Consider the following 14518-nt stretch of genomic DNA (forward strand, 5'->3'; position numbering starts at 1 on the left):
TGCTGATCATGCTGCCTATTTTGTTATCCGCGGTTTATCTGTACCATTGGATCGTGCAAACCGCAAGCGCGGACATGACCAAGACGGCTGCCGCGCAAACCGCATTCTATTTGACCGATCTTGAAAATGAGATCGAGCGCATGAAACTATTGCAGTACAGTCTGCTGGATGACGATAATCTGAACGAACTCGCCCTCGCCTGGGAAACGATGGCGACGATCGACCGCATGGAAAATATGAATTCGCTGATGAAACGGCTTTACACCGTCCAAAACAGCAGCATGTATATCAAGGATGTGAGCGTCCATATCGCGACGATCGGCAGAACGATGTCGGCCCTGGGCGGAGTGCGCGAGTTCGAAACCGAACGCTACCGCGAAATCCGCTCCGTATTTGGCGGCGGTTCCCAGGTCGTCGAATGGAACGGCGGCTTGTTCCTCGGCGCGATGAAACAGAGGGGGACCAAAGGGGCGGAGCCCTTGTTCACGGTCGAGATCGAGCTGGATACGCAAAAGCTGCAGGAGGCGCTAGCCCAATTCAACACTTACTCCGGCAGCGGCACGCTGCTGCTGTCGGACAGCGCCAAGGTGGCTTTGGCGAGCGGAGCGAGGGAATTGTCGAAGGCTGGCGTCTCCCTTTACGTTCGGGAAATCCGGCCGGCAGCAGCGGTCAAAACGGCAAGGCTGCTTATTGCGAGGAACCGGTATTACGCCGTTCAGGCGCACTCTTCGGACCTGGGATTGTCGATATACCGTTTCATTCCCGAACAGGTCGTACGTGAGCCGCTGAGCAGGTTTTATAAATGGGCGTGGGTATTTGCCGCTTGTGCATTGGGGATTTTTGCCGCTTTTGCGCTGTCTACCTATAAGTTCATTCACAAACCGATGCTGACGCTCGTTAAAAGCTTCAGAAGGATGGAGCAAGGGGACCTGAGCATCCACATCGCGCATGAATCCAAAGACGAGTTTCGGTATTTGTATGGCCGGTTTAACCAGATGGTGGGAAATTTGCGCTCCTTGATCGATCAAGTCTACAAGCAGAAAATCATGGCTCAGCGAGCGGAGCTGAAGCAACTGCAATCGCAAATCAACCCGCACTTTTTATATAACAGTTTTTTTATCCTGAATACGATGGCCAAGACGGGAGACACGGAACGCATTGAACAGTTTACGACGCTGCTCGGGGAGTATTTCGAGTTTGTGACGAGGAATGCTTCCGATCTGGTTGCTTTGGAACAGGAAATCCATCATGCGAGAATGTATGCGGAAATTCAGGAATTGCGGTTTTCCAGAAGGATTCAGGTTCGATTTGATACGCTGCCCGACGAGCTGCGGCCGATCCCCGTGCCCCGTTTAATCGTTCAACCGATTATTGAAAACGCATTCAAGCATAGCCTTGAAAAAAAGGTAAAAAAAGGATTGATTACGGTCCGTTTTGAGCAGGCTGGCGGCCATGCCGGAATTATCGTGGAGGATAACGGAGAACAGTTGACGGATGAATCGCTGAAGGAGATACGGCAAGCATTGCACGATGTGCAGGATCAGTCCGAGACCACCGGGATGGTGAACATTCATCGCCGAATTCGCATGACATTCGGGGAGGGTAGCGGATTGCAAACCGAACGGAGCGAGCTTGGAGGGCTTCGGGTAACGATCGTTCTTGCCAACGGAGGTGACCGGTCAGATGTACAGAATGCTTATCGTTGACGACGAAGAGATCATCACGGATGGTTTGGCGGATATTTTCGGAAAGTTGAACCTCGACCTCGACTTGTACAAGGCGTATTCCGGCCAAGAGGCGCTGGACTTGTTAAACCGGACCAGAGTCGATATCGTCTTGTCCGATATCTGCATGCCCGGCATGGACGGTCTGGAACTGATGGAAGCCATACGACTCAAATGGCCGCAGTGCAAAATCGTTTTTCTGACGGGGCATAACGACTTCAACTATGTCTATCAGGCGATTCAAGCGCCGGACGTGCAATATGTGCTGAAAAACGAAGGCTATCCGAAATTGATCGCAGCCGTCGAGCGAGCGCTAGAGGAATTGGAGGATACGTTGCGCGCGAACGATCTGATCCGGCGGTCGAAAGAACAGCTGCATACGCTTGAGACGCTTGCGCACGGGGACTATTTTCGAAATTTGTTATTCCATGACGCCCTCTTCGAACGGGTACTGGCGGAAGATTTCAAGCGGCTTCATATCCCGCTGGACGCGACTCTGCCGGTCCTGATTGCGATTGGCAATTTAACGCATGCCGGATCGGCGGGCGCGTCCCCATCGTATGCCGATCGTCAGGAGACGGCACTTGCGGTTAAGTTTCTGGCAGAGGCGTTTTTGGCGGAGCGGACGGACAGCATCGGTTTCATCGATCGATACGGCGATTTGGTCTGGTTTTTTCAACCCGGGCAACGTATTGATTTGGAGCGGACGGACGCTTTCGAACAGACGGTCATGTTTTTGGAAGGGACATTTGAGTTGATTCAGCAAGCCTGCCTGGAGTCGCTCGATACGACGGTTGCCGTTACGCTGAGCGGCGATGCGTTCGCTTGGGAAGGGCTTCCCGCCATTTACGACAAAATGAGGCGGCATCAGCATGATCGGACCGGGGACGGAACGCGAATGGTCCAAAGGGTGTTTCCGAATGAGGACGCCCCGGCGTCCGCCTCGGTTCGCAGCCGGTCACTGCGCGATAAATCCGAAGCGTTGGCCGCGCATTTGGAAGCCGGAAGAAGAGCGGAGTTCATGAGGCTGTTCTACGAATTGGCCGAACCGGCTTACGAACACGGGAGGGGAGACCCTAATCTGACGGAGCTTTGTTATACTATTGCGCTTGTGCTTCTGTCATACATCAATCGATGGGAAGTCCGTGAGATCGGTTCGTTCGGTCTGATGCAGCTGGAGACCTATCATTCTTGGAGAGAAGCCTTCGCGTTTCTGAAAGGCGCGGCCGAGGTTCTGTTTTCGCTCCGGAAAAGCGGAGAGCAAAATAGGGCGGCCGGCGCAATCCATAAAATGTGCTGGTACATTGAGCAGAACATAAGCGAAGATCTGTCCCTCGTGAGATTGGCGGATGAATTCCATTTCAATCCCTCCTATTTGTCCAGGATGTTCAAGCAGGAGCGGGGGGTCAATCTGTCGGAATATATTGACGAGCTCCGAATCCGCAAAGCGAAGGAGTTGCTGAGGAGGGCCGAGTTGAAGGTGGCCGAGGTCGGTTGGTTGATCGGATACGAAATGCCGCAATCCTTCACTCGTTTTTTTAAAAAATGGACCGGTTTAACGCCGCAGGAATATCGCACCGATACGCTAGGCGGCGACGGGACCATATAAATGCAGCGTCTGCTGATTTGCTTTTAAAGACCGGAAGAATAACAGGCCTTGTATTCCGAAGGCGTCATATTCATATAAAACCTGAACCATTTGGAAAAGTAACTGACATGCTGATAGCCGGACTCCAGCGCGGCTTCCAGAACATTGTACGATCCGGTGCGCAGCAAGCCCGCGGCTTTATTGATGCGGATGAAATTCAAATATTCCATCGGCCGCATCCCGGTCTGCGTTTTGAAAAATTTGCAAAAATGGGAGCGGCTAAGGGACACTACGGCTGCCAGTTGATCCAACTCGAGCTTTTCGCGGGAGTGCTCCTCCATATATGTCAGCACTTTTTTGATTTGCCGGTTGAATTCGCGTCCGTGGCGGTTTCCCGGCTCGTTATTTTTCTCGACCAGCCCGTATTGGTAAATATCCGCAATCAGCAGCAGCAGTACGCCTTTCAGGCTCATTTCGTATGCGGGGGACCGGCGCTCATAGCGGATCAGGAATTGCCGTACATAGTCCAGCAATTCGGGAGGCGTCCCGCCCGAAGCGGATATCAAGGCAGGAAGTCTGGACGTCCCCTGCAGGATCGGTCCGAGGAACAGCTCCTGGACTCGATCCGCTTGGAGCGAAGACAGCCAGGATAATTTGAACACGATGGAGTAATAGCATATCCCTGCATCATGCTCGTTCATTCCCGAATGGAGTTCGCCCGGGTGAACGACGAGCGCATCTCCCTCACGAATGGCAAACTCCCGGTTTTCGATTCGGAACGTGGCCTTTCCTAGGGCCAGATAGATGATTTCCATCTCATTATGCCAATGGACGGGCAGAATGGGATGAACCCCGGTTTGATGCTCTACCTTGTATATATCCACCGGAAAATCTGGAACGCCGTGCGGTTTGTTTTCCCGGTAACGATGTTCGTACATGATACCCTCCTGGAAATCGTAATATAATGCCGATAATACGTAATTATCTGCTAGATAATGCGAAAAAAACAATAATATCATTATATTAGATCAAATCCATGAGGAAGGGTAGCGATGATTTTGAGGTTGACTCATTTTCAAACCGAAACGAACGGCGTTACGTTGAACACCTCTGACGGAATCATGCAGATCGTTTTTTGCACACCGGGGATTGCCAGAATCCGTTATACGTTGGATTCGGAGTTCGGCGGGAAACAGAGCCTTATGGTTGTGAAACGTTCGGAGAGAAGGGATGTGCAATTTAAGATTGCAGACCAGCCGGGCCATCTGGAAATCTCGACCGAGCTGCTCACGGTTCGGGTGGACAAATCGACTTGCGCATTCAGCTATTGGGATGCGAGCGGCAGGCTGCTCGCGAAAGAACCGTCCCGAGGCGGAAAAACGCTTGAGCGCACCGATGTTTACCGTACGATCTTCGACGCTTCGGCGGGCGAGGTTGAAACGGCTCGCGGGGCGGACGGGTTCCGTTCGCGAGCGGAAGGGATGAACCGCAAATTCGACAGGCAGGCCTATCATACGAAGCTGGAGTTCGCATGGCAGGCAGACGAGGCGCTGTACGGGCTTGGTTCGCACGAAGAGGGGATGATGAATCTTCGGGGCAAACATCAATATTTGTACCAGCAAAATATGAAGGCGGTTGTCCCGGCTCTTTTATCTACGAAAGGTTATGGAATTTTGGCGGACTCTTATTCGTACATGAGCTTTCATGACGACTCCTTCGGTTCGTACATCTGGTCCGATGTAGACGATGAAATGGATTTTTATTTTATTTACGGTCCGGAATTCGATCAGATCATCGCCGGGATTCGCTATTTGACGGGCGAAGCGCCGATGCTGCCGAAATGGGCTTACGGCTATGTGCAATCGAAGGAACGCTATGTTTCCCAGGAGGAATTGATCTCTACCGTACAGGAATATCGAGACCGCGGGTTGCCTCTCGATTGCATTGTACTGGATTGGCAGTCGTGGACGGGGGAGCTATGGGGTCAAAAGACGTTTGATCCGCAGCGTTTCCCGGACCCCTCGGACATGATGCGCAAGTTGCATGCGTTGAACGCCAGGCTGATGGTATCGATCTGGCCGATCATGAGAGAGGGCGGCGACAATCATCGGGAAATGAACGAGCACGGGTTTCTGCTCGGCAACCAGGCTACCTATGACGCTTTCACGGATGAAGCTCGCCGATTGTATTGGAAGCAAGCTCATGACGGACTGTTCTCCCATGGGGTAGACGCATGGTGGTGCGACTGCACCGAGCCGTTCGAATCGGACTGGAAAGGGGCGGTCAAGCCGGAGCCCGAACAGCGAATGCTGATGAACACGGCGGAAGCCAAACTTTATCTCGACCCGGGGTATATCAATGCCTATTCGCTGCTGCACTCCAAAGGCATCTATGAAGGACAGCGTTCCGTAACCGGCGGCAAACGGGTCGTGAATCTGACGCGTTCCGCTTATGCCGGGCAGCATCGTTACGGCACGATTACATGGTCGGGAGATATATCCGCCAACTGGGAGACGCTTAGAAAGCAGATTGCGGACGGCCTTAATTTTTGCGCGACGGGGTCGCCTTATTGGACGCTGGATATCGGCGCGTTTTTCGTTCATAACCATAAAGATCTTTGGTTCTGGAACGGGGACTATAACGATGGAGTTGCAGATTCGGGGTATCGCGAGCTGTATGTCCGCTGGTTCCAATTGGGGGCTTTTCTGCCGATGTTCCGTTCCCACGGAACGGACACGCCCAGGGAAATTTGGCGATTCGGCGAACCGGGCGAACCATTTTACGATACGTTGGCGAAATATCTGAAGCTTCGGTACAGGCTGCTTCCCTACATCTATTCTCTTGCGGGGGCGGTTGCGCATCATAGCTATACGATGCTTCGGGCGCTGGCCTTCGATTATCGGGAAGATGCCCGCGCCCGCGATATTGACGATCAGTTTATGCTCGGACCGGCCTTCCTGGTCGCGCCTGTCACGACGGCGATGTATTACGGTCCCGGTTCCCGCGTACTTCAAGGCGTCAGCAAGTCGCGCAGCGTCTACCTGCCGGCGGATGAATGGTACGATTATTGGACTGACGAACGAATCGAGGGCGGCAAGACGATTGAGGCGAAAGCCGATTTGGAGACGCTTCCGCTCTTTGTCCGTGCCGGCTCCATCGTTCCTGTCGGTCCGGACGTGCAATACGCGAATGAACAGCCTGAAGCGGTTATTCGCCTGAAAGTATACTCCGGCAGGGACGCCGTATTTACGCTTTATGAAGATGAAGGGGATACGTATAACTACGAGGCTGGCGCTTATTCCACGATTGAGATGCGTTGGTGCGAATCAGACCGCACGCTGACGATAGGAGAGCGGGTCGGCAGTTACGACGGTATGCCGGAGGACAGACAATTCGCAGTGGAAATCGCCGGGAAATCCAGTCAAACCATCGTCTCTTATCAGGGTGATCCTGTGGTCGTCAGGGAAGGTGAGATTGAACTATGAGAAGAAAGTTTTACAGTTAACAAGGAGGGTGTAATTATCATGAAAAAGCAAGGATTGAACCCCTATCTCCCATCGTGGGAGTACATTCCGGATGGAGAGCCCTATGTTTTTAACGGCAGAGTTTATGTGTATGGCTCCCACGATCGTTTTAACGGACATGCCTTTTGTTTAGATGACTATGTGTGCTGGTCGGCACCCGTGGACGATTTGGGCTACTGGCGGTATGAAGGCGTGATTTACAAGAAAACGGATGATCCGCTTAATCCCGACGGCAGGATGTGTCTTTATGCGCCGGACGTCACTGTCGGACCGGATGGACGGTATTATCTCTACTATGTTCTCGATAAGGTTTCCATCGTATCGGTAGCCGTTTGCGATATACCGGCCGGCAAGTATGAGTTTTACGGCTACGTAAAGTATGCCGACGGCACGCGCCTGGGAGAAAGAGAAGGCGACGAGCCCCAGTTTGATCCGGGCGTGTTGACGGAAGGAGAGAAAACTTACCTGTATACCGGTTTCTGTGCGGCTGGGGACAAATCAAGACACGGCGCAATGGCCGCGGTGCTTGGTCCGGATATGCTCACGATTGTGGAAGAACCCGTATTTGTTGCGCCGAGCGAACCTTACAGCATGGGCAGCGGATTTGAGGGACATGAGTTTTTTGAGGCTCCTTCGATTCGAAAAAAAGGGGATACGTATTATTTTGTGTACTCCTCGATCGTCATGCATGAGCTGTGTTATGCCACAAGCCAATTTCCGACCAAAGACTTCGTCTACCAAGGGGTTGTCGTCAGCAATAACGATCTGCATATCGATTCCTACAAACCGGCGGACAAACCGATGTATTACGGGGGGAACAACCACGGCAGTATCGTTGAAATAAACGGAAATTGGTATATTTTTTATCATCGACATACCAACGGTACAGCTTTCTGCCGGCAAGGCTGTATCGAGCCGATCGCATTTCGGCAGGATGGGACGATCCCTCAGGCGGAGATGACCTCCTGCGGCGCAAATGGAGGACCGCTTGCGGGTCGCGGAGAGTATCCCGCGTATCTGGCATGCAATCTGTTCTGTAAAGACGAGGAACTGTATACAGGCGGTTTCGGCCGTGCCGGGGCATGGATGGACAGCCGGTTTCCGAAGATATCCCAGGACGGAAAAGACGGGGATAAAGAAATCGGATACATCGCCAATATGACGGATTCCGCTACGGCCGGTTTCAAGTATTTCGATTGCCAAGGAATCAGGAAGGTTAAAATCAAGGTGCGCGGATATTGCCAAGGTGCCTTTGAAGTAAAGACAGCTTGGGATGGCCCGGTTCTCGGAAAGATACCGGTCAACTTTACGAATATCTGGACGGAATATTCTGCCGATCTCGTCATACCGGACGGCATACAAGCGTTGTATTTTACGTATAGAGGCACGGGAGGCGCAAGCCTGTCCTCGTTTACATTGGAATAAATGCTCTAAGGGATACTCCTTTCCGCAAATGGAAAGGAGTATCTTTTTTGATCCGCCGATGGTGGCGAAGGGATATTAAAAAATGACAACGCTTTCTTAAAAATGTTGGCTTACGCCGCCCATCTTCCAAAGGGTAACCTATATACAAGGGAGGGACACTTATGGATGTAGATACACGATTGGCAGGACCCACCGGAATAGCGAAGAAGAGATCTCAATTTTGGAAGCGGTTTAAAAAACAGAAGGTTCTGCATCTTTTCGTTGGACTCGGCATGATCTTCTTGCTGATCTTCTCCTATACGCCGATGTTCGGCATTATCATGGCGTTCAAGGACTATTCCATATCCACGGGCATCAAAGGAATATTCACAAGCGAATGGGTAGGACTTCAACATTTCAACGAGTTCGTGAACGACTATCAGTTTGGAACCATTGTGAGGAACACGCTGGTCTTGAGCTTCTTGAAAGTCATATTTGCCTTTCCGGCTCCGATCCTCTTGGCCATCTTGCTAAACGAAGCGAAAAACCTTAGATTCAAACGGGTTGTCCAAACGGTAAGCTACCTGCCGCACTTCATCTCATGGGTCGTGGTTGTCGGCATCGCCTTTTCCTTGCTCTCTACGGATATCGGAATGGTCAACAAGGTGCTCATGTCCCTTGGGATGATTGACAAGCCGCTGGATATCCTTACGAATCCGAATTACTTCTGGGGATTAGCCGTCACAAGCGCCGTTTGGAAGGAGATGGGCTGGTGGACGATCATATTCCTAGCTGCCATAGCGGGCATTAATCCGGCTCTGTACGAAGCTGCGCAAATTGATGGCGCCGGAAGGCTGGCGCGGATTCGCCACATCACCTTCCCTGGCATGAAAGGAACGGTCGTTGTCGTGCTCATTCTAACGATCGGAAGTATTTTGGGGGGAGGATTGGTCGGTTCCAATTTTGAACAGGCCTTTCTGTTCGGAAACAGTATCAACAATCCTACATCAGAAATCGTGCAAACCTACGCGTTTAAGGTTGGGCTTAGGGATGGCCGGTTCTCCTACGCCGCAGCCATTGATTTGATCCAATCCATCATCTCGGTCGTTCTGATCTTTTCCAGTAATTTCATCGCCAAACGAACGTCCGGATCAAGTCTATTCTAGGAAAGGAGAGGTCGGCATTGACTCTAAGCCAAAGACAAAAGGACCGGATTATGGATACCTTCGTCACCATCCTCTTATTTATCATCATGCTGTCCATGCTATATCCGTTCTATTATGTTCTGATCCTCTCATTCAACAAGGGGACCGATTCGCTACTGGGGGGGATTTATCTTTGGCCCCGAACCTTTACGTTGGAGAACTATTCCCAGTTCTTGAGCGATCCGCATTGGTATCAGGCTTTTCTAGTGACGATCGCTAGAACGATATCGGGCACCGTATTGGGCGTTCTATTCACTTGCCTTGTTGCGTACGGTCTGTCCCACCGAGATCTTCTCCTCCATAAAGTGTATTTCACGGTCATCATCTTCGCCATGTATTTCTCGGGCGGTCTGATCCCGTATTACGTGGTGCTGCGTTCGGTCGGGCTGCTCAATTCGTTTGGCGTGTATATTATTCCGTCGATGTTAAGCACCTTTTTTCTGCTCATCGCCATCTCGTTTTTTCGCGAGATTCCCGGAGAACTCAAAGAATCGGCTCATATGGATGGAGCGAACGAGTTCGTCATTTTTTATCGGATCATTCTTCCCGTATCCAAGCCGCTGATCGCCACTATGGCGCTATTTATGGGTGTAGGCCAATGGAATTCTTGGCTGGATTCCGCTTACTTCGTCCAATCGGAGAGTTTACGGACACTTGCTTTCCGGATGATGGAGGTCATCAATAAAAGTAATGCGCCGATGGATGCGATCGCCGTGGCAAACAGCGCGTCGGCAGGTGTCACCAGCTATTCCCTTCAGGTCGCAGCCATGGTGATCTCCATCGCGCCGATCGTATGCGTATACCCGTTTTTGCAGAAATTTTTTATTCAAGGGATCATGCTAGGTTCTGTTAAGGGTTGATGATCAACTTGATATTAAGGCATTAGGCTTTAATATATATTACAAGCTTGGAGGGGTGTTATATGAAGAAGGACAGGGGCAAGAAAGTTGCGCTTTTATCACTGGTTGTCGTGTTGGTTATGGCGTTGTTGTCGGCATGTGGTGGCAAGGAGAATAGCAGCCAGCCAGAAAACACCGGGACAAATAAAACGTCTTCGACGAATACCGGAGAAGTCAAGGAACTTTCGTTGTTCATTGATGCTTCTTGGTATCCGGTCAAGGAATGGAAGGGACCGGTGGCCGAGAAAATCACGGAAAAAACGGGGATTAAACTAAAAGTGACCGTCGCGACGGATGACAAGCAACTTCCGCTGATGATTTCCTCCGGCGATCTCCCGGATCTCGTCTTTACTTATGCACAGATCGATCGGATGTCGGATTCCAAGCTCTCCTATCCCTGGAATGAGCTGATTGAGAAGTATGCGCCAGATTTTAAAATCGATAATACCCGAATCGCGATCCATACCATGGACGATGGTAATTTCTATACCGTGAGAAATTCCTTTGCGACGCAGGAAGAAATGGCCCAGAACAAATACGCGATCGGCAGTGATGGAAACCCGGGGATTGCCGTTCGGGAAGACATCCTGAAGGAGCTGGGCAATCCGCCGCTTAAATCGGTGGAGGATTTCGCTAAGATCCTGGGCATGGTTAAGGAAAAATACCCCGATATGGTGCCCATGGTTATGGACAAGGATTGGATTGAGCAATATTTTCTACAACAGTTCGGCGTTGAGGCATTGTTGGATGGTTGGTATGAACGAGACGGACAAGTGGATTATGCGATCAGACAACCGGAGATGCTGGAGTTCTTCAAGTTTATGAACAGTCTTTACCGTAACGGATATGTACTGGCCGAAAATTATGCCTATACGAACGATCAGATCGATGATCAATACGCCCTGAACGGAAAAGCGTTCGCCCACAGCCATACCGTCAGCGTAGCGGATGCGGATAACATCAAGGCCAAAACTAGTGGGAAGCCGTATACGTTCAAAATGCTGCCAAGCGCTTTGTCGCAACGAACAAAAATTGTCAGCACGGGACTTGGGTTTGCAGGTACTTTTATTACAAAGAAAAATAAAGATCCTGAAGCGTCGATCAAATTCTTGCAGTATCTGGCCAGCGACGAAGGCAAGAAGCTGACCATGTTCGGCGTCGAGGGTGAGCATTGGACTTGGAATGAAGAGGGATACCCGAATCTGAAGTACGACCCGTCGGACGCCGATTTCATCAACGGTAATGGCATCAAGTGGTGGTATTTGTACAACGATGGCGTGATGGAAGGATTGCAGGGTTATGTACCTGGCACGCAAAAGACCCAGGCGTTATTGGAACGGAAAGCCGTCACGGTCTACAAGCCGGAGATCGGGTTAATCCAAACCCAGCCGGACTCCAAAGAGAAAACGATCAAAACGAAGATAGACGAAATGATTAAGAACGAAAAAGTGAAGGTTTATCTCGCCGATTCCGAAGAGGAAGCCGTGGCCAATTACGAGAAGATGATTAAAACTGCTGAATCGATGGGCCTCCAGGAGCTGGTCGATTGGGCGAACGGGATTTATCAGAAGAAAAAAGATTTGTTTAAATAACAGAGAACTTTCGGTAGGGACCCTTATGTCTCTACCGAACTTTTATCTGCTGCGGCGCTTCTTCCTGAAATGGATCGCTCATGGTAAGGTAACTATCATACAGTTCCAAAGCTTGAAGGGAGAATTGTGCCATGAGCATCATGCGAAAGATCCTCTTCGGTTATGTCATTCTGATATTCATTCCGGTCATTGCCTTCGGTTACCACTACTATTCGCAAATTTACAGCAACCTGACGAAACAGTTTGTTGAAAGCCGACAGAAAATATTGGAACAGGCTTACGCGAATCTAAAAACGGATTTTACCCGGATCCAATCCGTACAACGGATGCTTCAATACAACCCCTATGTCACGGATTATTTGGATGGGGCATACCCGTCCGATGCCGAAAGTGTGTATGTGTTTCTTCGCTATATCCGGCCGTTATATACCCAGCTGTTTTTTGCCCATCCGGAAATCGAATCTCTTGTGATCTACACTATGAAGAGCGATATTTTTTCCATTTCGGATCATTTTGTAGACCGTTCACGACTAGACCCGCAGATGGAGGGGGTCGTCAGCGACTTGGAACCTGGCAAGGGCAAATGGGTCTTTGATGATTCCAACACATCGGAGTTAGTCTATTATCAATATATATACAATAGTCAATATACGGAGAAAATCGGACTCCTTGAAATGCGCGTCAGTAACCGCTTGCTAGCGAATTTTTACAAGGCGGCAGGAGTCGAAGGGAACTGGAAGGCGATACTGCTCTCTGGGGAAGGCAAGCCGCTGTTCGCGAGCGAGGCGGGAATCGAACTGGACGAAAACACGTTGCGGCAATTGCAAACGGAGGGGAATCCGTTCTTCATCAACCGGAAAACCATCGTGAATCAGTTGGAAATCAAAGAACTCGGCGTACGTCTGCTTGTCACCGGGGAAGTTCGCAGCGTATTCCACTCCATCAAGCAGAGGGAAATCGTATTGGTGACGATCATCGTCCTGTTGCTCCTCGGTTTATCGATTGCTTATTATGCCTTGGCCTCCACGATCACTAAGCGCATCCTAAGATTAGCCAGACATATGCGCACCTTAAACGACGATAATCTGAAACAGCACATGATCAAGCATGACAAGCTGAACCCGAAAGATGAAATCGGTTTCTTGACGGCAACCTACAATTCGATGCTTGAGCGGATGGATGAATTGATTAACAACGTTCATCGTGCCGAGCTGAGAAATAAAGAAGCTGCCTATAAAGTGCTGCAAGCTCAAATCAAACCGCATTTTCTCTATAATACGCTCGAAACGATCCGAATGATTGCCGAATCCAACAACGACAAAGAGGTTGCCGACATTTCCTTCTGGTTCGGAAGGTTGATGCGCTACAGCCTTTTGTCCGAGCAGGATGTAACCGTTCTCGCAAAAGAGATCGAAATGGTCACCTTCTATCTCAACATTCATCAAATGCGGCTTCAGAGCAGACTCGCCTATGAGATAGATGTGGCTGTCGACGCGGAGCGCATCGTTTGCCCCCGTTTTATTTTACAGCCGCTGATTGAAAATAGCATCATCCATGGAGCGTCGGCCGTTCTTCGTCCGGTTCATATTCGTCTTCAGGCAAGCGAGTCCGAACAGGAGATACGGATCGTTGTCCAAGACAATGGGAAAGGGATTCCTCCGGAGAAGCTCGCTGCCTTACAATCCCGGCTACTAGGTCATAATGTGACAAGGGAAGCCGAAACCGAAAGCGGCGTAGGGCTCATTAATGTTAGCGAAAGAATCAAATCTTTCTTCGGTGGAGAATCCCGGATCGAGATTGCAAGCGAACCGGGTAAGGGAACGAGTCTATGCATCAGCATCACGAAAAGGGGGGGAGCTAACGATGAGAGTATTGACTGTTGACGATGAACCGCTAATCCTGAGCGGATTGGTCAAGATCGTCAGGGAAGTCGCCCCTGTTGGAACCGAAGTTCGTGAAGCATTAAACGCCTATGAGGCGCTCGAAGCGATGAGGGACTATATGCCGGACGTTACGATCACGGATCTCAACATGCCCGAGAAGAACGGATTCGAGCTAATCGAGGAAGCCAGACAGGGCGGATGGTGCGATCGCTTCATCATCCTGACGGGCTACGATGAATTTGAGTATGTGCGCAGAGCGCTGCGTGCCGGTGTGGTTGATTACCTGCTGAAGCCGATCGACAAGAATGAAATCGCCTCGCTGCTTGAACGTGTCAGAGGAGAGCTGCCGAACGTGTCCGATTCGGAGTACACTTGCCATGCCCGGCGCATTCTCGCTTACATGGAAATCCACTTCAGGAAGGATCTTTCGCTGGATCATCTTGCTGATCTCATGAATCTTCATCCGAATTATATCAGCAGCTTGTTTAAGAAAGAAACCGGCCACACCTTCGTTAATTACCTGAACATGATGCGGATTCAGGAGGCTCGGAGGCTGCTGACGACAAAGAGTGATCTTCCCGTCAGCGCAATCGGGCAGCAGGTCGGCTATGACAATAAGCATTACTTTGCGAAAGTGTTTAAGAAATATACGGGCACTACGCCAGGCGCCTACCGAAAAAGCGAACAATAGATTACTTT

10 protein-coding genes are annotated in these 14518 nt (G+C 50.5%); 9 read left to right on the forward strand and 1 reads right to left on the reverse strand.

Annotated features, from left to right (window positions below; all coding sequences use genetic code 11):
• Positions 1–8 precede the first annotated feature (8 nt).
• Both ACQ4N8_RS07520 and ACQ4N8_RS07525 read left to right on the forward strand, forming a co-directional pair.
• Complete coding sequence (locus tag ACQ4N8_RS07520) at positions 9–1706, forward strand: sensor histidine kinase (protein WP_430703776.1); 1698 nt, start codon at positions 9–11, stop codon at positions 1704–1706.
• Positions 1684–3333: a response regulator transcription factor gene (locus tag ACQ4N8_RS07525; RefSeq protein WP_430703720.1), complete on the forward strand. Its 1650-nt coding sequence runs from the start codon at positions 1684–1686 to the stop codon at positions 3331–3333. The genes ACQ4N8_RS07520 and ACQ4N8_RS07525 overlap by 23 nt, the downstream gene beginning before the upstream one ends.
• Before the next feature lie 23 nt (positions 3334–3356).
• Here the strand turns inward: ACQ4N8_RS07525 and ACQ4N8_RS07530 are convergent, their stop codons facing one another.
• Entirely contained in the window at positions 3357–4250 is an 894-nt protein-coding gene (locus ACQ4N8_RS07530) for an AraC family transcriptional regulator (protein WP_430703721.1), read from the reverse strand.
• A gap of 114 nt (positions 4251–4364) precedes the next feature.
• Here ACQ4N8_RS07530 and ACQ4N8_RS07535 point away from each other — a divergent pair, with 114 nt between their 5' ends.
• The 7 genes from ACQ4N8_RS07535 to ACQ4N8_RS07565 all read left to right on the forward strand — a co-directional run bounded on the left by ACQ4N8_RS07535 (position 4365) and on the right by ACQ4N8_RS07565 (position 14510).
• Complete coding sequence (locus ACQ4N8_RS07535) at positions 4365–6797, forward strand: TIM-barrel domain-containing protein (protein WP_430703722.1); 2433 nt, start codon at positions 4365–4367, stop codon at positions 6795–6797.
• Between the two features lie 39 nt (positions 6798–6836).
• On the forward strand, positions 6837–8261 hold the full coding sequence (locus tag ACQ4N8_RS07540; protein ID WP_430703723.1) for a family 43 glycosylhydrolase: 1425 nt from the start codon (positions 6837–6839) through the stop codon (positions 8259–8261).
• 161 nt (positions 8262–8422) lie between these two features.
• The gene (locus tag ACQ4N8_RS07545) at positions 8423–9406 is read left to right on the forward strand and encodes an ABC transporter permease (protein ID WP_430703724.1); all 984 of its coding nucleotides are present in this window, start codon (positions 8423–8425) and stop codon (positions 9404–9406) included.
• A 17-nt stretch (positions 9407–9423) separates the two neighbouring features.
• Positions 9424–10305: a carbohydrate ABC transporter permease gene (locus tag ACQ4N8_RS07550; RefSeq protein WP_430703725.1), complete on the forward strand. Its 882-nt coding sequence runs from the start codon at positions 9424–9426 to the stop codon at positions 10303–10305.
• 62 nt (positions 10306–10367) lie between these two features.
• Positions 10368–11936: an extracellular solute-binding protein gene (locus tag ACQ4N8_RS07555; RefSeq protein ID WP_430703726.1), complete on the forward strand. Its 1569-nt coding sequence runs from the start codon at positions 10368–10370 to the stop codon at positions 11934–11936.
• A gap of 131 nt (positions 11937–12067) precedes the next feature.
• Positions 12068–13819: a sensor histidine kinase gene (locus ACQ4N8_RS07560; RefSeq protein ID WP_430703727.1), complete on the forward strand. Its 1752-nt coding sequence runs from the start codon at positions 12068–12070 to the stop codon at positions 13817–13819.
• Positions 13800–14510 carry a response regulator transcription factor gene (locus tag ACQ4N8_RS07565; RefSeq protein ID WP_430703728.1) on the forward strand — a complete coding sequence of 237 codons (711 nt, stop codon included), beginning with the start codon at positions 13800–13802 and terminating at the stop codon, positions 14508–14510. Before ACQ4N8_RS07560 ends, ACQ4N8_RS07565 begins: the two co-directional genes overlap by 20 nt.
• Positions 14511–14518 lie beyond the last annotated feature (8 nt).

The organism is Paenibacillus macerans (assembly GCF_050565405.1).
Lineage (GTDB): Bacteria > Bacillota > Bacilli > Paenibacillales > Paenibacillaceae > Fontibacillus > Fontibacillus macerans_B.

Bases quoted from the DNA above. Each gene is read 5' to 3' on its own strand.
- ACQ4N8_RS07555 (WP_430703726.1), top strand. From the start codon at position 10,368: ATGAAGAAGGACAGGGGCAAGAAAGTTGCGCTTTTATCACTGGTTGTC.
- ACQ4N8_RS07545 (WP_430703724.1), top strand. From the start codon at position 8,423: ATGGATGTAGATACACGATTGGCAGGACCCACCGGAATAGCGAAGAAG.
- ACQ4N8_RS07525 (WP_430703720.1), top strand. From the start codon at position 1,684: ATGTACAGAATGCTTATCGTTGACGACGAAGAGATCATCACGGATGGT.
- ACQ4N8_RS07565 (WP_430703728.1), top strand. From the start codon at position 13,800: ATGAGAGTATTGACTGTTGACGATGAACCGCTAATCCTGAGCGGATTG.
- ACQ4N8_RS07560 (WP_430703727.1), top strand. From the start codon at position 12,068: ATGAGCATCATGCGAAAGATCCTCTTCGGTTATGTCATTCTGATATTC.
- ACQ4N8_RS07540 (WP_430703723.1), top strand. From the start codon at position 6,837: ATGAAAAAGCAAGGATTGAACCCCTATCTCCCATCGTGGGAGTACATT.
- ACQ4N8_RS07535 (WP_430703722.1), top strand. From the start codon at position 4,365: ATGATTTTGAGGTTGACTCATTTTCAAACCGAAACGAACGGCGTTACG.
- ACQ4N8_RS07520 (WP_430703776.1), top strand. From the start codon at position 9: ATGCTGCCTATTTTGTTATCCGCGGTTTATCTGTACCATTGGATCGTG.
- ACQ4N8_RS07530 (WP_430703721.1), bottom strand. From the start codon at position 4,250: ATGTACGAACATCGTTACCGGGAAAACAAACCGCACGGCGTTCCAGAT.